This window comes from Maritimimonas rapanae (genome assembly GCF_057837205.1).
Window position 1 is genome coordinate 315,994 of sequence record NZ_JBYQFI010000002.1, and the last position, 24,990, is coordinate 340,983.

Here is a 24,990-nt window from a genome sequence, read left to right on the forward strand (position 1 = left end):
AATCACATCTTATTTATTAAAAAAATAACAACACATTAAATCTACTAGTGTTATGGAGGCAATTGCGAAACAACCAGAGGTAAAGAATTTTATAAACGGAAAATTTGAAAGAAACGGACATAATTCTATGGATGTAATGAGCCCGTTAGACGGGAGTGTTATTTCAAATTTACCTTTATCAACCTATAATGATGTTGATGAAGCGGTCAAAGCTGCTGCAAAAGCTTTTCCTGAATGGTCGTCTATGACTTTTAAAGAAAGGGTTCAGATATTTTTTAAGTATCGATCGCTATTAGAAAAGCACATGGATGAATTAACAAACCTTGTTCATATTGAAAACGGAAAAACCTATGGCGAAGCCAAAGCAGAAGTAGAAAAGAGTATGGAATTGTGTGAGTTTGCTGTTTCTATTCCACAAATCATTGTCAATGAAATTCAGGAAGTGAGCAAAGGTGTTGAATGTAGAATTGAGCGCAAACCTTTAGGCGTAGTTGCGTGTATTACACCATTTAATTTTCCGAATATGGTACCGCATTGGACAATGCCTAATGCTTTGGTTTTAGGAAATACCATGGTGATGAAACCTTCAGAACTAGTTCCTTTAAGTACTATGCGTATGGCTGAATTACTAAAAGAAGCTGGTCTCCCTGATGGTGTTTTTAATATAGTAAATGGTGGTAAAGAAGTCGTTGAGGCCATTTGCGATCACCCAAAAATTGAAGCTGTTTCTTTTGTTGGCTCCACAAAAGTGGCAAAAATTGTATATAAGCGTGCTACTTCAAACCTAAAAAGATGTGTAGCGCTTGGTGGCGCAAAAAATCATTTATTGGTGTTGCCAGATGCTAATCCTGAAATGACTGCCAACAACGTAGTGGCATCTATGTCGGGTTGTGCTGGTCAACGTTGTATGGCTGCTTCGGTTATGGTAGGTGTTGATAATGTACAGCACATTATTGATAAAATGGTCGACGAGGCTAAAAAAATAGTTCCTGGTGATAATTTAGGTTCTGTAATTAGTGCTGAAGCTAAAGAACGTATAGAAAGTTATATCGCTGAAGCGGAAAAAAATGGAGCTAAGATTTTGCTTGATGGAAGAAATACAACCGTAAAAGGAAAAGAAGATGGTTTCTATGTTGGGCCTACAATAATTGATTATGTAACGACAGATATGTCGGTAGCCCGAGAAGAAATTTTTGGCCCTGTAATTTCCATACTTCGTGCTAAAAACTTAGATGAAGCAATTGAAATTGAAAACGGTTCTAATTATGGTAATGCAGCAGCTGTGTTCACACAAAGTGGTGGTTTGGCCAAACAAGTGATGGAGCGCGCCAGTGCAGGAATGATCGGTGTAAATATAGGTGTGCCCGTTCCACGTGAACCCTTTTCTTTTGGAGGCTGGAACGAATCTAAATTTGGTGTTGGTGATATTACTGGAAGGAGTTCTATTGAATTTTGGACTCAAAATAAAAAAACAACTACTAAATGGAATCCTGAAGCGCAAACCAATTGGATGAGCTAATAATTTAATGAAATCAACTTAATGGATAACCAACAAATCATAAAAAACAATCTTGATTACACGCTCTTTTCTTGGTCAAAGCAAGGGGGTTTAAACCTTATAAATGCTTCCCATGCTAAAGGATCATATATTTACGATAGAGATGGTAAAAAATATTTGGATTTTTCCTCTCAATTAATGAATGTAAATATTGGTCATGGCAACCAACGTATTACGGAAGCTGTTGCCAAACAAATGCAAGAAGTGAGCTACGTCTATCCTGGTATGGCAACTGATATTCGTGGTCAATTAGGTAAAAAAATAGCCGAAATAACTCCTGGTAATCTTACCAAAACGTTTTTCACGTTAGGTGGAGCTGAAGCTATTGAAAACTCGATCAAATTAGCCAGAATTTATACTGGTAGACATAAAATAATTACACATTATAGAGCATATCATGGTGCAACCTACGGTGCTGCTTCGGCAGGAGGTGATCCTAGAAAATTTCCCATAGATAGTCAGGCAATGCCAAATGTAGTCCATGTCGAAAATCCATACGCGTATCGTTGTCCTTGGAACTCTTCTTCAGAAGAAGAATGTGGTGAGCGTGCCATTGCACACTTAGAGCGTGTGGTAAAATTTGAAAACCCGGATAGTATTGCTGCTATTCTCTTTGAAGGAGAATCGGGTTCTTCAGGGTGTATCAAATATCCACCAATGTATTTAAAGAAGGTAAGAGGGTTATGTGATAAGTATGGTATTCTTTTTATTGATGACGAAACCATGAGTGGTTTTGGTAGAACCGGAAAAATGTTTGGCATAAATCACCACGATGTGGTGCCAGATATAATGGTAATGGCTAAAGGGTTAACTTCAGGTTATTTACCCTTAGGCGCCATGGCTATAACTGATACTATTGCAAATCATTTTAATGAAAACCCTATGCTATTAGGGTTGACCTATTCAGCACACCCTATTTGCTGTGCAGCTGCTTTAGAAAATCTAAAAATTATCGAAGAGGAGAATCTAGTTGAAAAAGCTGCTGAAATGGGTAAATACATTGAAGTTGAAGTTGAAAAATTAAAAGCAAAACATCCTTCTATTGGTGATTTCAGAAATACAGGATTATTAGGTTGTATAGAACTTGTAAAAAATAGAGAAACAAAAGAACCTACAACACCTTGGAATGCCAAGCCAAGTGAAATGGAAGCCACATTAAAAATGGCTGCCAAAATTCGAGAATTGGGTATGTTCACCTTTGTTCGATGGAACTGGATTTTCATTGCTCCACCATTAAATGTATCTAAAGAAGACGTTGATAAAGGTTTAGAAATTATTTCTCAAACAATTTCTATAGCTGATCAATACTGTAACTAATGAGTAAAGATATTGTAGAATTACACGAAGATGTTTCTAATTCGCCATTATATAGCGAAGATTTAGCACCTGTACCTCCACATGAACGTACTTGGAGTAAATGGCACTTAGCTGCTATTTGGGTGGGTATGGCAGTTTGTATTCCAACTTATTTATTGGCTTCTTATATGATTAAAACAGGATTGAACTGGTATGAGGCCTTAATTATTATTGGTTTAGCAAATCTAATCATTACTGTGCCTATGGTTCTTAATGGCCATGCAGGCGTAAAATACGGCATTCCATTTCCGGTAATCGGGCGAGCATCCTTTGGTACCAAGGGAGTCCATTTAGCATCTGTCGCTAGGGGAATTATCGCCTGTGGTTGGTTTGGTGTACAAACATGGATAGGCGGCCTCGCGATCTATGCTATTTTTAACGCCATTACTGGTTCAACAGGAGAATTAGGGTTATCCATAGGTAAATTCGTTGGTTTTGCCGTTTTCTGGATTATCAACATGTATTTTATCTGGAAAGGAACCGAAAGTATCAAATGGCTTGAAACCTATTCTGCTCCCATTTTAATTATCATGGGTCTGGTTTTAATTTATTGGGGTTATAGTCAAGCTGGTGGTTTTGGAATTGTATTGAAACAAAGTCAACAGTTGGAAAATGCAGCTGCCACAATTACTTCTCATGAGGACGAGGGTTATTCAACCATTTCATTTTTAACGTTAGATGTGTTAAACAACAAGGATGGAAGTTTAAAAGTAAATGAATATAAAATTGTTTCGGACGAAAATAGTTCTTGGGAAAATATTGTAAATAATCCAGTGCTAATTTCTAATACTGAAAATGTAAAAGTGCAATTCAGAAATACTGAAGGTGGTTCTGAAGTTTTATCAAGTGTTGTAACGGCAAACCTTATAAATAATTCTAATTCATCTTCAGGGAGTAAACTATGGAGTTATCTGCTATGGCTTACGGCTATGGTTGGCTTTTGGGCAACCATGTCAATTAGTATTGCTGATATTACACGTTATGCTGCCACTCAAAAAGATCAGGTAGCTGGTCAATTTACAGGATTGCCATTAACCATGATGCTCTATTCGTTTGTAGGCATTTTTGTAACCTGTGCTGCCGTGATAAATTTTAAAGATGTTTTGATCGCTGATGACGCGCCATGGGATCCAGTATCCTTAATTGCGCGATTTAAGAATCCTACTGTAGTTATAATCGCTCAAATATTTATGATTATCGCAACCTTAAGTACCAATATTGCGGCAAATGTAATTGCTCCATCAAATGCATTTTCCAATTTATGGCCTAAAAAAATTAGTTTTAGAACTGGTGGAATCATAACTGGTATCATTGGTATACTCATTATGCCATGGTGGTTATTAGATGTCATTACTACGTTTTTAATAATAGTAAGTGGTTTGTTAGGCCCTGTTTTAGGAATTATGATCGCCGATTACTTTTTTATCCGTAAAAAGAACATGGATCTCGCCGAGCTATTTAAAGTAGATGGAATTTATTCATATGGAAAAACTGGTTTTAATCGAGCAGCGATGATTTCGCTATTTGTGGGGGTTTCTTTGGCTTTAGTAGGTTATTGGGTACCATCTTTAAATTTCTTATATTCATTGTCTTGGTTTACAGGATTTATCATATCATTTATTTTGTATTTACTATTAATGAAGAAAGCATAATATGTCTATACTTATAAAAAATGGCCATGTTGTTACGGCCTCCGAAAGTTATAATGCCGATGTTTATATTGAGGGTGAAAAGATTATTGCTATCGGTCAAAATCTTACTCATAAAGCGAATAAAACTATTGATGCATCTGGTAAACTGGTTTTCCCTGGAGGGATAGATCCTCATGTACATTTAGATATGCCTTTTATGGGGACTTGTTCTAGCGATGATTATGAAACCGGAACTCGTGCTGCCTTACATGGTGGTACAACTATGGTTATCGATTTTATTCTGCAAACCCAAGGCGATACATTATATAACGCTTTAAAGACATGGCAACAGAAGTCAGAAGGTAAAGCTATTGGTGATTATTCGTACCATATGGCGGTAACAGATTTTAATGATGATGTAGCCAAAGAGGTTGTTCAAATGATTGAAAAAGAAGGTATTATTTCCTTTAAGACTTTTATGGCTTACAAAGGTGCTTTAATGATCGATGATGGGCAGATGGTACAACTTATGAAAGTGGTAAAAAAACATGGTGGACTGGTAACTGTGCATGCTACCAATGGTGATATGATAGATTCATTAATTGCTAAGAATAGAGCAGAAGGAAACTTGTCGCCATTATATCACTATTTATCACAACCAGAAGTTACCGAAGCAGAAGCCTCAGCTCGATTTACAGATATGTTACATTATACTGATTGTCCAGGATACATTGTGCATATGACATGTGAAGGCGCATTAAACGCTGTTCGTACCGCGACGAAACGAAATCAAAAAGTATTTGTAGAAACCTGTACTCAATATCTAATGTTGGATGCTTCACTTTATGAAAAAGATTTTGAAGGTGCTAAATGGGTTATGAGTCCTCCTTTGCGGGAAAAGAAAGATCAAGAAGCACTTTGGTCTGGTATCAATCAAGGTTTAGTGCAAGTTGTAGGTACAGATCACTGTCCATTTATGTGGGAACAAAAGAAAATGGGTAAAGATGATTTCTCAAAAATACCAAATGGGCATCCTGCTATAGAACATCGTATGGAATTGCTATATTCTGAAGGTGTTCACAAAGGAAAAATCTCATTAACAAAATATGTAGAAGTAGCCTGCACCAATGCAGCAAAAATATTTGGCATGTATCCCAGAAAAGGAACCATTGCTATTGGTAGTGATGCTGATATTGTAATTTTTGATCCTAAAAAAGAGCATACGATTTCTGTAGAAACACATCATATGAATTGTGATTATTCAGCGTATGAAGGGCAAAAAGTGGTAGGTAAAACAGATACAGTAATCCTTAGAGGAGAAATTGCTATAGAAAATGAAGAGTGTAAATTAAAAGCCGGTCATGGTCAATTTATTTCAAGAGGAAAAACATCAAAAACAGTAATTTAGAAAAGAATATTATGCCAAGAAAAGTAAAATCAGGATTGATACAAATGAGTCTTCCAATGACAGAAGGTGAAGGAACGATTCAAGAAATTATGAATGCTATGTATGATAAACATATACCGTATATAGAAGAAGCTGGTAAACAAGGTGTTCAGATCTTATGCTTACAAGAAATTTTTAACACACCCTATTTCTGCCCAGGTCAAGATAGAAAATGGTATGCGTCTGCAGAATCTGTCCCTGGTCCAACAACAGAAAAAATGCAAGTACTCGCTAAAAAGTACGATATGGTCATTATAGTACCTATTTATGAAAAGGAGCAAGCGGGTATTTTATACAATACAGCAGCTGTAATAGATGCTGATGGAACTTATCTCGGAAAGTATAGGAAAAATCATATTCCTCATACTACAGGGTTTTGGGAGAAATTTTTCTTTAAACCTGGTAATTTAGGTTATCCTGTTTTTCAAACAAAATATGCTAAAGTTGGGGTTTATATTTGTTATGATCGTCACTTCCCTGACGGAGCAAGAGTATTAGGCTTAAACGGTGCAGAAATTGTATACAATCCTTCAGCAACAGTAGCTGGATTGAGTGAATATTTATGGAAACTCGAACAACCTGCACATGCTGCCGCTAATGGTTATTTTATGGGTTGTATTAATCGTGTTGGTGAAGAAAAACCTTGGAATTTAGGGAAGTTCTATGGGCAATCATATTTTGTAGACCCTAGAGGTCAAATATTTGCAGAAGCATCACGTGATGATGATGAATTATTGGTTGCTGAATTCGATTTAGATCTAATTGAAGAAGTACGTTCTACTTGGCAATTCTTTAGAGATCGAAGACCTGAAACATATGGAAAATTAACTGAGCTTTAAAATATGGCAGAATATAAAAGACCTACTACACAAGAGGAGTTTGATAAAAACTTCAAACAGAAAAAACAGTTAATGAACGATACCGAAGCGTATTATGAAAGTTCTCGCTGTTTATTCTGTTATGACGCACCTTGTGTACAGGCTTGCCCTACTCATATCGATATTCCATTGTTTATAAAGCAAATACATACAGATAATGTAACGGGTGCGGCGAAAACCATTTTCGATGCTAATTGGCTTGGCAACGCCTGTGGAGTAGTCTGTCCAACAGGTGTTTTATGCGAAGGTGCCTGTGTATATAACCATCAAGATGTACCGCCTATTCAGATTGGTCGTTTGCAAAATTATGCAACTAATAAAACGATTGATGCTGACAAAACACTTTTTAAAGTCGGTAAGTCAAATGGAAAGAAGATTGCTGTAATTGGAGCTGGGCCAGCTGGTATTGCATGTGCTTGTGAAGCCAGAACCTTTGGTTTTGAGGTTGATATTTATGAAGCCAAAGAAAAACCTTCTGGTTTAACCGTTTATGGAATTGCCCCATATAAAATAACAAACGAAGAGGTTTTAAAGGAGATTGACTATTTACAAAATCAGTTGGGTTTTCAAATTCGTTATGAATCACCTATCAACTCAAAAGAGCAGTTAGCACAACTAGAAAATGATTACGACGCTATATTCTTAGGTGTTGGATTAGGACAAACTCGTGAATTACAGTTAGAAGGTGAAGATAAGCAAGGTGTTGTAGGTGCCGTAGAATTTATCGAAGAACTACGTATGAAACAACATCATATCTCTGTTCCTGACAAAGTGGTTGTAATAGGTGGAGGAAATACCGCGATGGATGCTGCTTCAGAATCAGCGCGGATGGGCGCCAGAAAAACTGTTTTAGTGTATAGAAATGATAAAGAACGTATGGGTGCCTATGGTTTCGAGTATGATCTAGCGATTAGTTCTGGTGTTGATAGTCTTTTTAATGCTACACCGATTGAAATTATTGGCGACAATCATGTTGAAGGTGTAAAGTTCTTAAAAACTAAATCAATTGATGGTCAGTTAAAAGAAATTGATGAAAGTGAGTTTATTATTGCTTGCGATCTAGTTATTAAAGCTACGGGGCAAGCAAAACAAGGGCATTTTTATGAGCTCATTGAAAACCTCAATATCGACAACAAAACAAGAATAAAGGTGAATGAACATTTTCAAACATCAAATGCGATGTATTTTGCTGGTGGAGACGCCATTAATGGTGGTGCAGAGGTTGTAAATGCAGCCTATGATGGTAAAATGGCAGCTCAAGGAATGTTTCAACATCTAATTAAAAATTAAGATTATGATCGATTTATCTATAAATTTTGCAGGAATTAAAGCTCCTAATCCATTTTGGTTAGCATCTGCGCCGCCAACAAATTCAGGGTATCAGATCATGAAAGCTTTTGACGCAGGTTGGGGAGGTGCTGTTTGGAAAACATTAGGTGTACCGGTAGTAAATGTCTCAAGTCGTTATGGATCAGTAAACTATCGAAACACCCGTATGATGGGATTCAATAATATCGAGTTGATCACCGATCGTCCATTAGCGGATAATCTTAGAGAAATTGAAGAGGTTAAAAAATATTTTCCAGATCATGCTGTGATTGCTTCACTAATGGTAGAAAGCAAGGCTGAATGGGAGCAGATTATCAAAGATGTTGAAAATGCTGGAGCAGATGGAATTGAATTAAATTTCGGTTGCCCTCATGGAATGTGTGAACGCGGTATGGGTTCCGCCGTTGGCCAAGAACCAGAAGTGTTAGAAACTATAGTTGGCTGGGTAACAAAGGCTGCTAATATTCCCGTTATTACAAAATTAACGCCGAATATATCTGAAATTACTGACTCTGGTTTAGCAGCCGTTAAAGGTGGTACAGATTCTATTTCATTAATAAACACTATAAAAAGTATTGTAGGTATTGATCTTGATACTTATGCTCCTTATCCAATTGTTGATGGCAAAGGTTCTAATGGTGGTTATTGCGGTCCTGCGGTAAAACCAATTGCTATGCATATGATTCGAGAACTAGCACAGCATCCTGAAATTAACAAAGTGCCTATTTCTGGCATCGGAGGTGTAGAAACTTGGCGTGATGTGGTAGAGTTTATTTTGTTAGGAGCAACTTCAGTTCAAGTCTGTACAGCTGTAATGCACTACGGTTTTGGAATTGTTCGTGAAATGGAAGCTGGTTTACGTCAATTTATGGAAGAAAAAAATTATAATACTATTTATGATTTTGCCGGAAAAGCTTTACCAAATGTAACAGAGTGGAAACACCTCAACTTGAAACATAAAGTTGTAGCTGAAATCAACTCGGATAAATGTGTGGGTTGTGAATTATGCTATATTTCTTGTGATGATGGCGCCCATCAAGCAATAGCGTTATCAGAAGATCCATTAAATAGGATACCAAGCATTATAGAAGAGAACTGTGTTGGCTGTAACTTATGTTCTCTGGTTTGCCCTGTAGAAGATTGTATTACTATGGTTAAACGAGATGATGGAACTCAACATATAACTTGGGATGAGCGCACTCAAAATGATGATATTCCTGTAACCTTTGATGATGATAGGGCCGGTGGTAAAGGGCATTATGTTCCAAAACCTACAGACGCCCTTAAGGCAAAATAAAAAACCCACCTTCGTTAAAAGGCGGGAAATTGCTATGAAAAAGATTTGTAAATCGAATGATTTACAACTTTTATAGTCGTAAAGTTATAAAAAAACTTACACTTTTTATTTTTCTGGTTTGTGTTTATATGTTTCCTGGTTAACTCCAGTTCCACTCACGTATTCGTTATTGTGATATCTTCCTCCTATATTAACACTTTCTTTATAGTAAAAATTGGCAATACCATGTTTTAAATTATTTTGCCATGTTCCTTCATAAATTGTTCCATTGGTATAATAATAAATTCCATAACCACTTCTAATACCATGACTATAGTTTCCCTTATATTTTGAGCCATCATTCCAAATGTATGTTCCTTGTCCATGGCGTTTGTCATTATCCCATACACCCGAGTAAGTATCTCCATTATTCCATGTGAATTTTCCAAAACCATGTCGCAAACCATTTTTCCAATCTCCTTCGTAAGTTCCACTAGTATATTGCATCACTCCTTTTCCTTCCTTACAATCACCATTTACACATGTTGGTTTTTTAACTTTCGTTTTAACTTCTTTAACCTTAGGTAGAGAATCTTCTAGATCACTTTCATTAACTGCTACAGAATTATTAGTCTGAGCAATCATAATTATTGGGAAAGCGAATAAAAAAAAGAATAGCTTTTTCATGATAAATTTGTTTATATAAATGTTAACGTAATTTATAGTGCTTTAGTATACTTGATAATCATTGAAAATGAATTAGTTATAATTCTGTTAAACTTTAAAATTTTATTCTTTTACAGGAGTATAAATTTTTAATTTAGCAAGAATCAAAATTGAATAATGTTAAAAAATCTTTTTTTAGTAGTTTTTGTAATCATATTAGGCTCTTGTAAAGGAGAAAAAGAAAGCGAAAAAATTACCACCTTAGAATCAAATCGTACCATAGAAACAGTTGATTTTAGTGGGTTAGAAACATTTCTAAATAAAAAAGATGATAAAACCTATGTGGTTAATTTTTGGGCTACTTGGTGTAAACCGTGCATAAAAGAATTGCCTTACTTTCAAGAGTTAGAGAAAGCTTATGAACATGATGAGTTAAAGGTGTTATTAGTTAGCTTAGATTTTCCTGAAAAATTAAATGACAAATTAATTCCTTTTGTTGAAAAGCATAACCTAACTCCAGAAGTATTATTATTAGATGCTCCAAATGAAAATGAATGGATTCCTAAAGTTGATTCAACATGGTCTGGTGCAATACCAGCCACAATAATTTATAACAAAAATAAAAGAACTTTTTACGAGCAATCTTTTACTAAAGAAGAATTATTTAAAGAAGTAGAAAAATTCACAAAAACTTAAAATTATGAAACACTTAAAACCTATTTTACTAATTGCGGTAATAGCTATTATGTCTGCTTTTACATTCGTAGAAAAAAATATAGAACTAGGAAACGGATACGAAATTGGTGACATAGCAACAGATTTTAAACTTAAAAATATTGATGGTAAAGTGGTGTCTATGGCAGATTATAAACATGCCAAAGGATTTATAGTTGTTTTTACCTGTAATACCTGTCCATATTCTGTAGCTAATGAAGATCGTTTAATTGCTTTAGATAAAAAATACAAAAACAAAGGATATCCTGTAATTGCTATAAATCCTAATGACCCCTCTGTACAACCAGGTGATAGTTTTGAACTAATGAAACAACGAGCTAAAGAAAAAGGGTTTACTTTTCCTTATTTATTTGATGAAGGACAAAAAGTATATCCTGCTTATGGAGCAACGAGAACTCCACATGTTTATATTTTAAAACGTGAGGATGAAAGATTGAAAGTAAAATATATAGGTGCTATTGATGACAGCTCAAGAAATGAAGCTAATGTGAAAGCCAAATATGTAGAAAATGCGCTAGATAAGTTACTGAGCAATAAAGAAGTAAAAATTACTAATACAAAAGCCATAGGGTGTTCAATTAAAGTGAAGAAAACTTCTAATGGTTTAGATTAATTTATAAAAAAAGCCAAGCAAAATTGCTTGGCTTTTAATTTTTGAATAAAGATCAAATTAAGCGAAAAGCTTAGTAACCTTTTTTCTTCCGTATTTGTATTGACCTTTAACTGTTTCTAATGCATCAAATACTAAATCTTGTTGATTAGAAGCTAATTTGAAACCTCCGTTAATTGCTTTTTTAACAACTTTTTGCCATTGATCAGCAATGGTTAACGATTCTGTTACAATCTCATCTGTTGTATTTAAAGCAAACTCATTTGAGTTTTTTATAGCCTTTTTTGTTGCATTAAAAGCATTATTAATTCTAGTCTTAATAGCTACTTTCTTTGTTCTTTTTGTACTCATTTTATCCGTTTTTTATAATTTAAATCTCTAAAAAGATTTATTTTTTTAATAATTCTTTAGCTTGTGTTTTCCATTCAGATGCGTTATACATCTTAGTGTTCATGCCTGCATCGGTTAATATTTTTTCAACACTCTTTAAAGTAGCGCTAGCTAATCCTTTGTAAGAAGTGATACCAGCAGCATTTAAAGTAGCTTCCATTTTAGGTCCAATACCTTTGATCTCTTTAAGATCATTCTTTTCAGCTACTTTTTTCTCAACTTTCTTAGTAGCAGTTTTTTTAGGAGTTACCTTCTTCTTTGTTGGAGTTTTCTTAGCTTCTGGTTTAATGACTTTTTCTACTTTTTCTTGAACGTCTTCTATTACATCTTCTACCTTTTCTTTTACGTCTTCAGCAGCTTCTTTCACATCTTCGGTAACATCCTCTACTTTGTCTTTTACATCTTCGATTGTTTCATTTAATTCCTTTTTTAGTTTATCAGCCATTTTTTCAGCTTTTTTAACATAAGGATTTTTTGAAATTTCTTTCTTTAGTTTATCAGCAGTTTTTTCAGCTTTCTCAACTAAAGGATGACTTGTTACCATTTTTTTAGCTTGCTCGATCATTTTAGGATCGTAACCCACTAAGTTTTTTAATCGATCAGTTCCATGCTCTAATTGACCTTTTATTGTCTCTGCTGTATCAACAACCATATTGATCTGTTGTTTAGATAATGGTTCTGCTTTCTTGATCAATTTAGAAGTTAACTTTTGCCATTTTTCTCCAGTTTTAACTGTAGTTTCAATGGCATTGAAAGAAGCGTCAATTAAGTCATTGTTTATTTTCTTAACGATCTTTTTAGCGTTCTCTAATTTTTTTGATTTTTTACTTTTCTTAGCTGTCATAATATATTGTTTATGTGTTTATTCTTTTATTTATAGTGCAAATGTAATTATGTGTAGTTACAAATGAGTTGCAATCAACTCTCATACTTTTTCTTTTAATAAAAAAAGGTCAAGAATCTAATTAGAAACCTGACCAATTTTAACTAACCTAACTAACTATAATCTAATTTTTACCAAATAAAGCTTTGGATCTTTTAACACCATTTAAAATGTGTCCTTTAGCAGTTTCTAAAGAATCGAAAACCATATTTTGCTGAGCATCTGCTACTTTTAATCCGCCTTTAACAGCTTTAGAAGTAACATTTTGCCATTTACCAGCAGCATTAATCATTTCTGTAACTACTTCTTCAGTAGATTTTAAAGCAAATTCATTTGTTTTTGTTGCTACTTCTTTTACAGAATCTACAGTTTTAAAAACCATATTAGTAACTGCTTTTTTATTTTTTGTTGCCATCTTTTTATATTTTAATTTGTTTAAAGTTCTAAATTTTTGGCAAACATATAATCTGCGAGTTACAAATGAGTTGCAAAGTAATTCTATGATTAATTTTTTGAGGGATTTCGCTTTAGCGAAAGGGAAGTTAAATTTAACTAATCTCTTCTATTTCTCTAATAAGTTTTTTCGTTTCTGGTAATGGGTCGATGCCATATTCTTCATCTAAAATAGCAACACATTTTTGATAGGCTTTGATGGCTTGGGGGCGATTACCTTTAGAAAGATAGGCTTGCATTTGTATACGATAAGCTTCTTCCCAAGTAGGGTCAATAGCTAATGCTTTTTGTGCTAATCTGGTACTTTCAAGTGGATTATTATCAAGTAAAATCTCTGCTAACGTAACATAAGCGCCTAGTATAAGTAATTGAGTTTTTTCTCGTTCTTCAGATGACCAATCTTCATAGATTCGGTTAGGTAAATAAATCCCTTGGTATAGATCAATCGCATTTTTATATGCTTCTTTAGCAATGCTGTTGTCAGAATTATAAAATTCATTGCCAATAATTATAAATTTTTCTAGAGCTTCTGCATCTATCCAAACTTTATCCATATCTAATTGATAGCTCAACCCTTGTCTTACTAGATATTTGGGTTCCGTTCTTGGTGCTCTGTTTGGCTCTAATGTTTTATTTACACCATGTAATGCTACTTTAAAATCTCGGTCATCTCCTTCTTCCCAAAGATGGTCCATAATTTTCTCTTTATGGAGAGCGTGTCGTTGTCTATTAGAAATTAGGTATTGTAAAAGTTGTACCGTTTTATCTCTGCCCCATCTTTTTGTATCTACCTTTTCACCCTCAACCCAAACATTAAACTGTCCTAAGGTCTGAATACGAACTTCGGCCTTATTATAAAAGTCTTTCAATTCCTGTAATTGGGTAGAAAGCGACATACACAGTTACTTTTTACTTAAAGCATCAACTTTGCTATTAAGTCTTTTAATTTCTCTTGCTAACTTGCTAATGGAGTCTTGTATTTCTTTGAAATCTGATCGTGAAGCGTTACGCCATTGATCTATCTGTACTTTTTCGCTTATTTCTTCACCAATAGTACTAATTTGATCTTGTAATTGGTCTTGAATATTGGATATTTGCTTCTTTGGGTCTTTAATGGTTTCCTTAATAATTTGAGGAGCAACTTCTTTCATGGTCTTCCACATCGATAAGCTCTTTTGAAGAATATTATCTTGTTCTTCAGAAGATTGATCTTTAGTAGCTTGACTTGTTAATTCAGATAACTTTTTTTGCATAAATTTTAAAGCATCATTAAAATCGGTAAATCGTTTTTCATCTCCATCTTGTACATGCGATATTCTACCTCTCCATTGAACCTTAGATTCTCCTTCTTCTTCATAAATTCTCTGATTAAATCGCACCATAAAAGATGCTGTTTGATCTGCTTTTTTTGCCATGACTTTATTTTTATCCTGGTTCTTTTTCTGAACCAACTTCAATTTTTAACAATCCTCTAAAGGCGTCATTTACATTATTCCCATCGTACAAAACCTTATACACTTCTTCCGAAATAGGCATTTGTACATTATAATCTTTTGCTAGTTCCATTACTACTTTTGCCGTTTTTACACCTTCGGCAACTTCATTCATCTCTTCTATAATTTGAGCTAGGCTTTTCCCTTGACCTAACTGAAAGCCTACATGGTGATTTCTACTTTTGGCACTAGAACAAGTAGCCACCAAATCACCCATACCAGCTAAACCTGCAAAAGTTCTACGTTTACCACCCATAGCCACTCCTAAACGAGTTAATTCAGATAATCCTCTTGTAATCACTGCTGCTCTGGTATTGTCACCAGCATTGGCTCCGTCTCCCATACCAGAAGCAATAGCCATAATATTCTTTAAAGCCCCTCCGAGTTCACATCCAATAACATCATCGTTTGTATACACTCTGAATAATCCTGAACTGAAAACAGGTTGTAATTTTTTAGCGATTGTATCATCTACCATTGCAATTACTGCTGCCGCTGCTTTACCAAAATGGATTTCCTTAGCTAAATTTGGTCCAGTTAAAACTCCTGCGGGATGCCCGGGCATTTCTTCCTCAATAATTTCAGTCATGCGTTTTTTAGTGCCTATTTCCAGTCCTTTTGCCAAACTTACAATTGGTATCCAAGCACGAATATGTGGTTTAGCTTCTAACAGCACATTTCTAAAGCTCTGAGAGGGGATGCCCATAACCACTAAATCTGCATTTTTAACTGTTTCTTCAATAGAATTTGATGCTTTTAATGATCTAGTTAATTTAGCGTTTGGTAAATACTTACTATTTGTGTGCTGTTCGTTGATTTCATCTACAGTTTTGGGATTTCTAGCCCAAATAGTCGCTTCAGCATTTTTAGCAACAATTGAAGCTACAGTTGTTCCCCAAGATCCACCACCAAGTATACCTACTTTAAGTTTCATGTGTTATTTTTTAGTTAGTCTTCTAATTCTTTTAAAAATAAATTACGCACCTTATCAACATATTTTTCTACATGTTTTGGTTTCCATTCTGAAGTGTCAACCGGGTCTAATACTACAACTTCTATATGTGTGGGCTTAAATACCGAACTTCCCTTTGGTAGTGCCATGTATGCATTCTTAATTACAATTGGAATAATTGGTACGCCTGCTTTCATCGCTAAATGAAATGCCCCTTTTTTGAAAGACCCTAATTCTTTGCTGCCACTTCTTGTACCTTCTGGTGCTATTGCTACTGACATTCCGCCTTTTAACACATCAGCTGCATGATTTAGTGATTTAATTGCTTTCTCTTTATTTGATCTATCGATAAAAATTGCTCCGAAAGCTTTAAATAAGGGTCCCATCGGGCTCATTTCTAACTCCTTTTTAGCAACACCTGTAACGTCTTTTCTTAGTAGCTTTGATAGGATAAAAAAGTCTGCTGAACTTTGATGATTAAAACAAAAGACTGCTGGGCGATAATCTTCTAGATTCTGTTTTCCTTTTATAGCAATATCTAAACCAGCAAACTTAGTTCCTAGGTCTCCAATACTTGCAACCGTTGCATTTACTGCCTCTTGTCGAGACATTGTCATTGCTCCTTTGATTAATCCTTTAATTGCTGAAGGATAAATACTTGCGGCTGCTAAACCCGTTCTAAATCGGTTAACTATTGGCTGATCATTTCTCTCATCAAATCGTAAAATTGGCCATCCACTTTCAAAAGCCACTTGAGATAATCTACTATCCGGATTTGTAGCACATGGGTTTCCAACAATTTCTAGTAAAGGATAATCATCAAAACTATCTGTATAAAAGAAACTCTTTGACAAATCGATATTGTTTTCCTTTGCAAATTTTCTTCCTGCCTTGGCTTTTCCTTCTCCCCAACACATCTCCTGAATTTTACCTGTAAAACGACCTTTTTTCACCTCCATTTCGGTACAGAAAACGTCATCAATACCTAATTCATTTGCAATAGGTCTAATTTGATATATTGTTGCTGCTGAAACGATTACAACTCTATGACCTTTTTCTAAATGCGAAGCAATTAATGTTCTAGATTCTGGATATATAGTGTCTGCTAAGTGTTCTTCATATACTCCTTGACCTAGTAATTCAAACTCTTTTTCTTTAATTCCTTTTACGCCTAGTGCTGAAACCTTTGTTAAAATTTCAAAATCCCTATTCCCTGCTGAGTATAATAAGACTATAGCGAATTGTGATAGTAATTCTTTTGTTGTTGATTTACCACTTAGTAACCTACCTTGCACAAATTTTTTAGCCGAAAAGTCATCAATTAATGTCCTATCTAGGTCGAAAAAAGCAGCTATATGCGAGCCTTCTTCTTGACGCAATACTTTTTCTGAAATAGTTTCAATATCAGATCCAGGAACAATCTCTTTTTCTTTTTCCTCTTCTTCCTCCTCTACTCCTTTGGTTTTGCGTATTGCCTTAATTTCTAATCTTTGTAAAACATTAAATCGCTCTGTTAGTTCGTCTAATTCTTGCATCCAACCATCAAGAAGATCATAATCAATTTGTTTGTCTGTTGGTGTTAGTCCTGCATTTTTTGCATAGCGCAAGGCACTAATTAAAAAAGGTTTAGATACGCTATCTAATCGTGTAATGCGAGATTGCCAATGCAGTTCCTTTCCTTTAAAAAGGCATAAATCTATAAATTCTGAATCAACAAAATCATCATCAAGATCCCAAGAATTGAGTGTGTGACATACTACTTTATTGGCTTCTAAATAAATAAGTAAAATTCCTTTAGAAACATACAATTCTTGCCTTTTTAATAACCCGTATATATCTTCTTCTGGGTTTGCAATTATGTTACGCCAATCTTTATCAAATAAGCTTAGTTCTTCTTCTATTTCACTACTAAATTGAGGTTTATTCGTATAGAAAAATTCGAATTTAAAAAGATTGCGTAAACGCATAATTTCTTCCCAGAAATGGATAATCCTATCTGACGAAGTATCATCTTTAATTTTTACTAGAGCCATCTCTATAAAAGCTCTATGGTACAAATGCCCTGATGACATATTTGCATAATAGGTAGCTGATAAATATTCATTCGCCCCTAGGCTATACTGAGTTTTACGACCAGCTTTGCTCTTTTGAATAATATGAGCGCTTAATAATAAATTTAGTGCTTTTTGAACAGTAACACCTATTTTGTTCCCTCGGTCTAGCAATACATCTTCTTTGCGTTGTTCTATGTAATTCATTAACTTAATTACATTTGTCTCTATCTCTTTTTTAGTTAATGCAAAATTGTTTAGAAGCACATTACAAACCAGAGAAACCGTAGTTACTGGTGTAATCGTATTAGCTTTATGTATTAATTCGAATGCAAATCTAGGTAAGGTATTTTTATCTGCATAGCTCTGTTCTTCATCATCTGGAATGATGGCACTTCGATGTGCTGTTACATCTACTGGTTCACCAAAACGAATGGCTGCGCGACCATATTGATGCCCTAATTTTTTTAAATAATTAGCAAAGACGCCTAAATCTTCCGATCGTTTTCCTTTACCTCCTTTTCCTTCTTCAGTCATTTCTTTCACATCAGGAATCAAATCATATACAATAGAAACTGGAACATATTTAATATCTCTAGAACTCTCTTGTTCACCTTCCATGATGTATTTAAGAATTCCCATCTTAGGATAAACGATCTTACCTGTACGAGATCTTGTTCCTTCAATATTCCACGTTAGGTGATCTCCTTTTTCAATGAGATATGAAATGTAGTGTCTTAATGATGCTTTGTAAACCTCATCATCCTTAAAGCTTCTACGTAGAAAAATTAATCCAGAGTTTTTACCTAGTTGTTTAACCCCTGGCATTGCTAAATTTATACCTCCAAAAAAATATGGAATCGGCATACCATAACCTGCAAGGGTATTGATAAGTACAACGGTATCAAGATACGTTTTATGTGTAAGAATAAAAGCAACAGAATTCTTCCGCATCAGCTTCATCAACCACTTAATTTCTTGAGGATCTACATCTATCTTATCTTCATAAGCTTTAGACATCATATACTCAAACCCTTTAAGTGTAGCTATGTTTGCAAAAGGATCTTGTTTGGCATACATTTCTGCAACACAAGCTTCAGCCTCTTTTTGCACATCTTCAAGCTTACGCTTTTGCAATTTAGCTATTTGCTTTAGCTCTTTTTGAAATTTGGGTTGGTCAATGACTTTTTGCACTCGTCTTTATTTTAGTACACTAATTTACACATTTGAAATAAGTTGTATCTGAGTTGGTAGTGGCTGCTAGTATTTAACAAACAACAAATCTCTTACAATATCCATTTTTTTACGCTCCCAAAATTTTGGAAAAAATAGATTTTCGAGCTTAGTAATAAAACCTTTTGGTGCTTCACCTTGAGTATTCTTTATAAGTGTATTTGCCACAGTTACTAGTACTGATGCATTTGCGCCTAAGCCAATATGACTGCCGTACACTTCTACATTTTTTATATCATCACGAAGCGTTTCTGCCTCCATACAATGTTTCCAAGGTACAAGGCCGTCTGTCTTTGTATAGATACAGGTAATTGGTACTTGCGGAATCTCTTCAAGTTCTTTTAAGAATTTAGCATTACGTTCACGTAATGTTTTCCCACGTAAAAACTCTAACATTTTTACCAATGGGGTTTCCATGTTTTTTACGCCCCATACTGGGGAACCAATAGTTATTAATTGTTCGACCTTGTCAGGGCATCTGTTAGCGATGATCTTAGCTAAGATACCTCCACCACTCCAGCCTACAAGACTTATTTTCTCTTGGTGTATTTCGTAAATTTCATCTAAACGTTCAATAAGTTTAGGTAAATATTTTGAATTGATCATATTGACTCCTAAATCCCATTTGTAAGTATTGAATCCAACTGCCTTTAGGTATTTTCTGACGAATTTAGTAGAATGATCGTTCCCTAAATATGGGGGCATTAATAACACGGGTTTTCCTTTTCCTTCTTTTCTTTTAGGAATCAAAGGATACAAACCAACCATAGTGCTCCATTCTATAATAGAGCGGCCTTCTAAGACCATATTAAACAATGGAGGTGCGTCTATTTTTTCATTAATCTGTATTATTTCTTTTCCGAAATGTTCTACTATTTTGGTAGAAATATCTTTATGGTTTTTTTTAGATTTTTCATTGTTTACGCTCTCTAAAATCTGTACTAATGTTATATAATCTCTGTCTGGTCCAAAATCTTCGCAAACTGAAATGCAATTATTTAACAACGTTATCAGTGTTTCTTTATCAAATTCATCATTCTTAATTGATTTTAAAATCAGTTTTTCATAAGGATGATCTTCAAACTTACTTGCAACTAAATCTTTAGCTTGCTTAAGCGTAAAACCCTTAGATAAAGCAACTTTAATTGCCAATTTAGTAAATGATTTGTAGAGTGTTTTGTTGTTTTCCATAATTAGTTTTTAGCATCAATACGTTCATTGAGCCAATTAATAAAATCGCGTTCTACTTCTTCTTTGTTGATTTCATTTAGCATTTCGTGTCTTCCACCTTCGTAGATTTTTAAGGTGAGATCACTAATACCTGCTTTTTTATATTGTTTTGCTACTTTTTTTATGCCTTTACCCATTTCGCCAACGGGATCTTTATCGCCTGAAAAAATATAAATAGGTAGATGTTTTGGTGTAGCTTCAAAGGTTGGCTTTTCGTTTATTTTTTTACTTCCTTTTAAAATGTCGATAAATACACTAGTTGAAAAATTTTCTATCCGTAAAGGATCAGATTCAAACAAATCTACTTGCTTTTCGTCTCTGCTAATCCAATCAACTTTTGTTCTGTTTGGTTTGAATTTTTTATTAAATTCTGTAAAAAAAAGTGATTTAAGCGTTTCGCTACTATGTTTTTTCCCTTTAAAAAATTTGACAACATTGGCTCCTGCAAGCCCAACTGTACCTAAGCCTTTCATGAAACTTGCAGTTCCTGATAGTACTAATGCTTGTAAATCATCACCATATTTAGTTACATATTCTCGACTCAATAAAGATCCCATGCTATGCCCAAATAAAATGATTTTTTGATTTGCATGTTGCTCTTTAATTACATTTGTTAGCTCATGCATATCCTCAACTGCGTCGTTAAAATAATTCTCACCATCATAAAAGCCTAGCTGTTCTTTAGATTTTACTGAGTTACCATGGATTCTATGATCGTTTGCATACACTTCGTAACCATGTTCTTGTAGTAAGGTTGCTATAGGTATATATCGCCCAGCATGCTCACCAATACCATGTGCTATTTGTACAATTCCTTTTGGTGTTTTGTTCTTCCAGTGGTAATAAAAAATTTTCTCGCCATCTTTAGCGATATATGTATTTGTACTATAATTCATTAGTTATTCTTCAAAAAATCTGCTAGTAATCCTATCAACTTCTTTTGATGGGTTACAGTTCCGTCTGCTAATATTCTTCCTTGTATTTTAAGTTCTTCAAACAACAATTCTTTATTATATAACGCTGTTAAAACCTCATCTCTTATCTTTAAAGTAGCTTTTGGTTTTGATAATTTTTGTTTTTTTAATACTCCATCTTTTATTTGCCATGTCGCTTCAGACTCATCGCTCAATAACACTCTAAAACCAATAGTGTCTTTGTATTTTTTACTATTTTTAGGGTTCACTTTTAAGTGCTTTCTTAATCCATTAAAAAAAGTGGTACTTTCTATTTTTATAATTTTTTGTTCTTCTTTCTTCTTCCCTTTTTTCTTAATAATTTCTTCTAACTCATTAGCAGATTCGCGGATATATCGTGAAAATTTATCGGCATCTGGCATTGTACTAGCATCAGAAGTTGTTGTAATGGTTACCTGGCCATTGTAGCTAAATGCAGCAATAATCAATCCGAAACCATCTAAAACCGGCGTTAGACCAAAAGTGGTAACAATTTTATGACCTCTTAAATATAACATTCCTCTAGGCCCAGGAACATTTGTAATAGTACAGTTAAAAGGTGGACGAATCAACTCTTTAATATCGTATCTACTATATAAACCTGCTGCCAAATTTGCCAAACCAAACGGTACACTTTCTGCCATTTTCATTAAGCTTTTAGCACCAACAGCTTTATGTTTGCTTTTACCAACTTCAGTTTGTTCTTGTATATATTCTAATCGTTCTATAGGATCTTTAATATGCGTAGCTATTGGTATAAGCATATTAGAAATCTTATTTTCCATCTTTTGTTTTTCTCCTTCAATACGAATTGATATAGGCACATTAGCAACTAATGACTGCGATGGTAATTTATCTTTTTCAAGAAGGTATCTTCTAAGTGCTCCTGAACATATAGCCAAGATCATATCATTAACACTTACGCCCATTATTTTACGCAATGTATTTACCCTATTAAAAGATAGAATAGCTGTACCCCAGGTTTTTTTTGGAGATACATTATTATTAAAAATGGTACGAGGTACAGAAAATGATCGTTTGTTAAATGCTCTTTTTCCTTTTAATTTTTTATTGGCTTGCCCTTTTATGAGAGTTAAAGCTGTTTCGCCTATAGCTACTGGTGCTTTTAAAGGATCTTTTATAAATTTAGAAGAGCTTTTTAACAGCAAACTCAATTCATCTGGTAATGGGTCTGGTTCAAAGGGTTTTGGCGATGGAATTGTCTTTCTTCTGTCCTCTTTTTCACTATCAAATAGCATTCCCATAAGTCCAACACCAGATGCACCATCAATCATTACATGATGTATCTTAGTTACAATAGCGACTGATCCTTTTGGTATCTGCGAAATTTCATCTAAACCCTCAATAAAACTTATAGACCACAACGGACGCCTTAAATCTAAAGAACCACTAAAAATAGACGCTGTAATTTCTCTTAATGTTTTCCAGTTTGCTGGATCGGGTAACTTTATACGATCTATATGAAGGTCAATATCAAAATTAGGATCATCTACCCAATATGGATAATCTAAATTAAAAGGAACATTTAGAAGCCGTTTTCTAAATTTTGGCATTAAGTGTAGCTTAGATGCTAGAATAGCTTTAAAGTCCTCAAAATTAAGAGATCCTTCAACAATGGTTAACGAGCCAATATGCATTGTGCTGGTAGGTGATTCTGCATATAAAAAAGTGGCATCTTGAGCTGAAATCTGCTCAATGGAACTATCTAAAGCATCGTCTAAAATGTCTTTAATTACCTTTTTTGCCATAAATTATTGCTGAAAATTTTATTTGAAACCATGCCAGCTCTGCAATATAGAGAATTTTTAGAATAATTCTCTATAATTTATAAGTGGAGACGGAGGGACTCGAACCCTCGTCCAAACAAGCAACCAAAGTGCTTTCTACATGCTTAGTTATCGTTTATTTTTCGATTAAAAGCTGACCGAAAACCGCCCACTTTTAACTTAGCTTCTTAAATTTCGAATTAGTATCGAAGCACTACTAATTCTAGGTTTACTTTTACGATGCCTCAAATTAGAACGCCATAAACCAAGGCTTTCAAGAGACATAAAGCTTCTCTACCTTGTAGAGACTAGGCTAAAATCTTACTATAATTCAGATTATTAAGCAGCTAAAGCGTAGTTATTCTCGCCGTTTAAGTTTTAAAATTGATTTTTACGAGTACTATTTTATTGCTCGACATGCTTACAGTCCGATTGATCTTGCAGTCAAAACCAGTCGTCCCCAAAATTTCAAAGAAAAGTTTACAAATCTAGCTATTTTTTATCAAATCTAAACTTGCGAAATCCTATTATTCATAATACCTTTCGGCAAATTTTATACCAAAGGCATTTTGTGCCATTTTATTACTAAAAAAGATATTTTAATGAAGATAGTCCTAATAAAAGAGCGTAAAAATCCGCCAGATCGTCGTGTTGTTCTTACACCTAATGCCTGTAAAGATTTACTTGAGAAATTTAGTGATCTCAAAATAGAAGTAGAATCATCTGATATTAGAGCTTTTACAGATAATGATTATGCAAAACTAGGTTTAACCATAGATACAGACGTAACCGATTGTGATGTTTTATTAGGTGTAAAAGAAGTGCCTATTGATCATCTTGTCCCTAATAAAAAGTATTTCTTTTTTAGCCATACGATTAAAAAACAACCCTATAATCGCAAACTGCTTAGAGCTATTCTCGATAAAAATATTGAGCTGTATGACCATGAAACCATTACTAAAGAAAACGGTGTGCGTTTAGTTGCATTTGGTCGATATGCAGGTATTGTAGGTGCGTATAATGGTATTAGAACCTATGGTTTAAAATTTGATCTTTATAATCTGCCTAAGGCTGAAACACTTGCTGATCAACAAGCTTTGATTGGCGAATTAAAGAAAATAAAGCTGCCAAATATTAAAATTGTTTTAACAGGAAAAGGTCGAGTGAGTAATGGTGCTAAAGAAATGCTAGATGGTATGGGTATAACTGAAGTTTCGGTAGATGATTATCTTAATGAAACTTTTAATCAACCTGTTTATGTGCAACTAGATGTACTAGATTATAACAAACGCATGGATGGAAAAATAATCGATATGTATGATTTTTTTAATAATCCGACCGAATATGATAGCGATTTTATGCGTTTTGCTAAAGTCTCTGATCTTTACCTTGCATGTCATTTTTATGGAGATGGAGCTCCTTTTTTATTTACAAGAGATGATGCCAAATCACCTGACTTTAATATTAAAGTAGTAGCAGATATTAGTTGTGATATTGATGGGCCTGTAGCTTCTACTATTAGAGCTTCTACCATTGCAGAGCCTAATTATGGTTATAATCCGCAAACCGAACAAGAAGTAGATTTTAAGGATAAAGATGCAATAGCTGTTATGGCTGTAGATAATTTACCATGCGAATTACCTAAAGATGCTTCTGACGGATTTGGAGAAAACTTTTCTAAATATGTAATTCCTGCATTTTTTAATAATGATAAAGATGGTGTTTTAGCTCGAGCATTAATGACACAAAATGGTAAGCTAACAGAACGTTTTGCTTATTTACAGAATTATGTAGATGGTAAAGAATAAATGTTACAGGACAAACAATTTCTATTAGACCTTGCAAAAACAAAAATGCCTTACGGTAAGTATAAGAATAACTATCTTATTGATTTGCCAGAGCATTATATAGTTTGGTATCATAATAAAGGGTTTCCGAAAGGTAAATTAGGAATGATGCTAGGTTTAGTTTATGAATTAAAATTAAACGGTCTCGAACATTTAATTAGGGAGATTCGTACAAAAGAGAATCTTTAATATTTTGTTAAATCGGATTCTTGTAAAGGTTATCTGCATTGAT

General features: G+C 34.3%; 22 protein-coding genes and 1 other RNA gene. 11 read left to right on the forward strand and 12 right to left on the reverse strand.

Annotated features, from left to right (window positions below; translation table 11 throughout):
- Positions 1-52 precede the first annotated feature (52 nt).
- The 7 genes from AC3IF2_RS11465 to preA are packed head-to-tail and all read left to right on the forward strand — an operon-like array spanning position 53 to position 9,496.
- Positions 53-1,519 carry a CoA-acylating methylmalonate-semialdehyde dehydrogenase gene (locus AC3IF2_RS11465; RefSeq protein WP_489167409.1) on the forward strand — a complete coding sequence of 489 codons (1,467 nt, stop codon included), beginning with the start codon at positions 53-55 and terminating at the stop codon, positions 1,517-1,519.
- 21 nt (positions 1,520-1,540) lie between these two features.
- Complete coding sequence (locus tag AC3IF2_RS11470; protein WP_489167411.1) at positions 1,541-2,875, forward strand: aminotransferase class III-fold pyridoxal phosphate-dependent enzyme; 1,335 nt, start codon at positions 1,541-1,543, stop codon at positions 2,873-2,875.
- Entirely contained in the window at positions 2,875-4,566 is a 1,692-nt protein-coding gene (locus AC3IF2_RS11475; protein ID WP_489167413.1) for an NCS1 family nucleobase:cation symporter-1, read from the forward strand. The genes AC3IF2_RS11470 and AC3IF2_RS11475 overlap by 1 nt, the downstream gene beginning before the upstream one ends.
- Position 4,567: 1 nt before the next feature.
- Positions 4,568-5,953, forward strand: coding sequence for a dihydropyrimidinase (gene hydA / locus AC3IF2_RS11480; protein ID WP_489167415.1), 1,386 nt, complete (start codon positions 4,568-4,570; stop codon positions 5,951-5,953).
- 11 nt (positions 5,954-5,964) lie between these two features.
- A complete protein-coding gene (locus AC3IF2_RS11485; protein WP_489167417.1) occupies positions 5,965-6,831 on the forward strand; it encodes a nitrilase-related carbon-nitrogen hydrolase in 867 nt (288 codons plus the stop codon).
- Positions 6,832-6,834: 3 nt separating this feature from the next.
- Positions 6,835-8,160 (forward strand): FAD-dependent oxidoreductase, encoded by a 1,326-nt coding sequence (locus AC3IF2_RS11490; RefSeq protein ID WP_489167418.1) that lies wholly within the window; start codon positions 6,835-6,837, stop codon positions 8,158-8,160.
- Between the two features lie 4 nt (positions 8,161-8,164).
- Positions 8,165-9,496, forward strand: a complete 1,332-nt coding sequence (preA, locus tag AC3IF2_RS11495) for an NAD-dependent dihydropyrimidine dehydrogenase subunit PreA (RefSeq protein WP_489167420.1) — start codon at positions 8,165-8,167, stop codon at positions 9,494-9,496.
- A gap of 105 nt (positions 9,497-9,601) precedes the next feature.
- On the opposite strand, the gene AC3IF2_RS11500 is transcribed toward preA, so the two are convergent.
- Positions 9,602-10,162, reverse strand: a complete 561-nt coding sequence (locus AC3IF2_RS11500; RefSeq protein WP_489167422.1) for an MORN repeat-containing protein — start codon at positions 10,160-10,162, stop codon at positions 9,602-9,604.
- Between the two features lie 156 nt (positions 10,163-10,318).
- Here AC3IF2_RS11500 and AC3IF2_RS11505 point away from each other — a divergent pair, with 156 nt between their 5' ends.
- On the forward strand, positions 10,319-10,837 hold the full coding sequence (locus tag AC3IF2_RS11505; protein WP_489167424.1) for a TlpA family protein disulfide reductase: 519 nt from the start codon (positions 10,319-10,321) through the stop codon (positions 10,835-10,837).
- Positions 10,838-10,841: 4 nt separating this feature from the next.
- Positions 10,842-11,489 carry a thioredoxin family protein gene (locus AC3IF2_RS11510; protein ID WP_489167425.1) on the forward strand — a complete coding sequence of 216 codons (648 nt, stop codon included), beginning with the start codon at positions 10,842-10,844 and terminating at the stop codon, positions 11,487-11,489.
- A gap of 57 nt (positions 11,490-11,546) precedes the next feature.
- Here AC3IF2_RS11510 and AC3IF2_RS11515 read toward each other — a convergent pair whose 3' ends face one another.
- From AC3IF2_RS11515 to ssrA, 11 genes are all read right to left on the reverse strand, one after another.
- Entirely contained in the window at positions 11,547-11,837 is a 291-nt protein-coding gene (locus AC3IF2_RS11515) for a hypothetical protein (protein ID WP_489167427.1), read from the reverse strand.
- 37 nt (positions 11,838-11,874) lie between these two features.
- Positions 11,875-12,720: a hypothetical protein gene (locus AC3IF2_RS11520; protein ID WP_489167429.1), complete on the reverse strand. Its 846-nt coding sequence runs from the start codon at positions 12,718-12,720 to the stop codon at positions 11,875-11,877.
- A 163-nt stretch (positions 12,721-12,883) separates the two neighbouring features.
- A complete protein-coding gene (locus AC3IF2_RS11525; RefSeq protein ID WP_489167430.1) occupies positions 12,884-13,174 on the reverse strand; it encodes a hypothetical protein in 291 nt (96 codons plus the stop codon).
- A gap of 133 nt (positions 13,175-13,307) precedes the next feature.
- Entirely contained in the window at positions 13,308-14,108 is an 801-nt protein-coding gene (locus AC3IF2_RS11530) for an AfsR/SARP family transcriptional regulator (protein ID WP_489167432.1), read from the reverse strand.
- Between the two features lie 6 nt (positions 14,109-14,114).
- On the reverse strand, positions 14,115-14,627 hold the full coding sequence (locus AC3IF2_RS11535; RefSeq protein ID WP_489167434.1) for a hypothetical protein: 513 nt from the start codon (positions 14,625-14,627) through the stop codon (positions 14,115-14,117).
- 10 nt (positions 14,628-14,637) lie between these two features.
- Positions 14,638-15,639: an NAD(P)H-dependent glycerol-3-phosphate dehydrogenase gene (locus tag AC3IF2_RS11540; protein WP_489167435.1), complete on the reverse strand. Its 1,002-nt coding sequence runs from the start codon at positions 15,637-15,639 to the stop codon at positions 14,638-14,640.
- 14 nt (positions 15,640-15,653) lie between these two features.
- Positions 15,654-18,902, reverse strand: coding sequence for an HAD-IB family hydrolase (locus AC3IF2_RS11545; RefSeq protein ID WP_489167437.1), 3,249 nt, complete (start codon positions 18,900-18,902; stop codon positions 15,654-15,656).
- Positions 18,903-18,968: 66 nt separating this feature from the next.
- Positions 18,969-20,132, reverse strand: coding sequence for a PGAP1-like alpha/beta domain-containing protein (locus AC3IF2_RS11550; protein WP_489167439.1), 1,164 nt, complete (start codon positions 20,130-20,132; stop codon positions 18,969-18,971).
- Between the two features lie 2 nt (positions 20,133-20,134).
- Complete coding sequence (locus AC3IF2_RS11555) at positions 20,135-21,067, reverse strand: alpha/beta hydrolase (protein ID WP_489167441.1); 933 nt, start codon at positions 21,065-21,067, stop codon at positions 20,135-20,137.
- Positions 21,067-22,893 (reverse strand): WS/DGAT/MGAT family O-acyltransferase, encoded by a 1,827-nt coding sequence (locus AC3IF2_RS11560; RefSeq protein ID WP_489167443.1) that lies wholly within the window; start codon positions 22,891-22,893, stop codon positions 21,067-21,069. Before AC3IF2_RS11560 ends, AC3IF2_RS11555 begins: the two co-directional genes overlap by 1 nt.
- An 81-nt stretch (positions 22,894-22,974) precedes the next feature.
- Positions 22,975-23,373: a transfer-messenger RNA gene (ssrA, locus tag AC3IF2_RS11565) on the reverse strand.
- A gap of 140 nt (positions 23,374-23,513) precedes the next feature.
- Between ssrA and AC3IF2_RS11570 the strand changes: the two genes are divergently transcribed.
- Together AC3IF2_RS11570 and AC3IF2_RS11575 are read left to right on the forward strand one after the other, a co-directional pair.
- Positions 23,514-24,719 carry an NAD(P)-dependent oxidoreductase gene (locus AC3IF2_RS11570; protein WP_489167445.1) on the forward strand — a complete coding sequence of 402 codons (1,206 nt, stop codon included), beginning with the start codon at positions 23,514-23,516 and terminating at the stop codon, positions 24,717-24,719.
- Positions 24,720-24,947 (forward strand): DUF3820 family protein, encoded by a 228-nt coding sequence (locus AC3IF2_RS11575; protein ID WP_489167446.1) that lies wholly within the window; start codon positions 24,720-24,722, stop codon positions 24,945-24,947.
- Positions 24,948-24,990 lie beyond the last annotated feature (43 nt).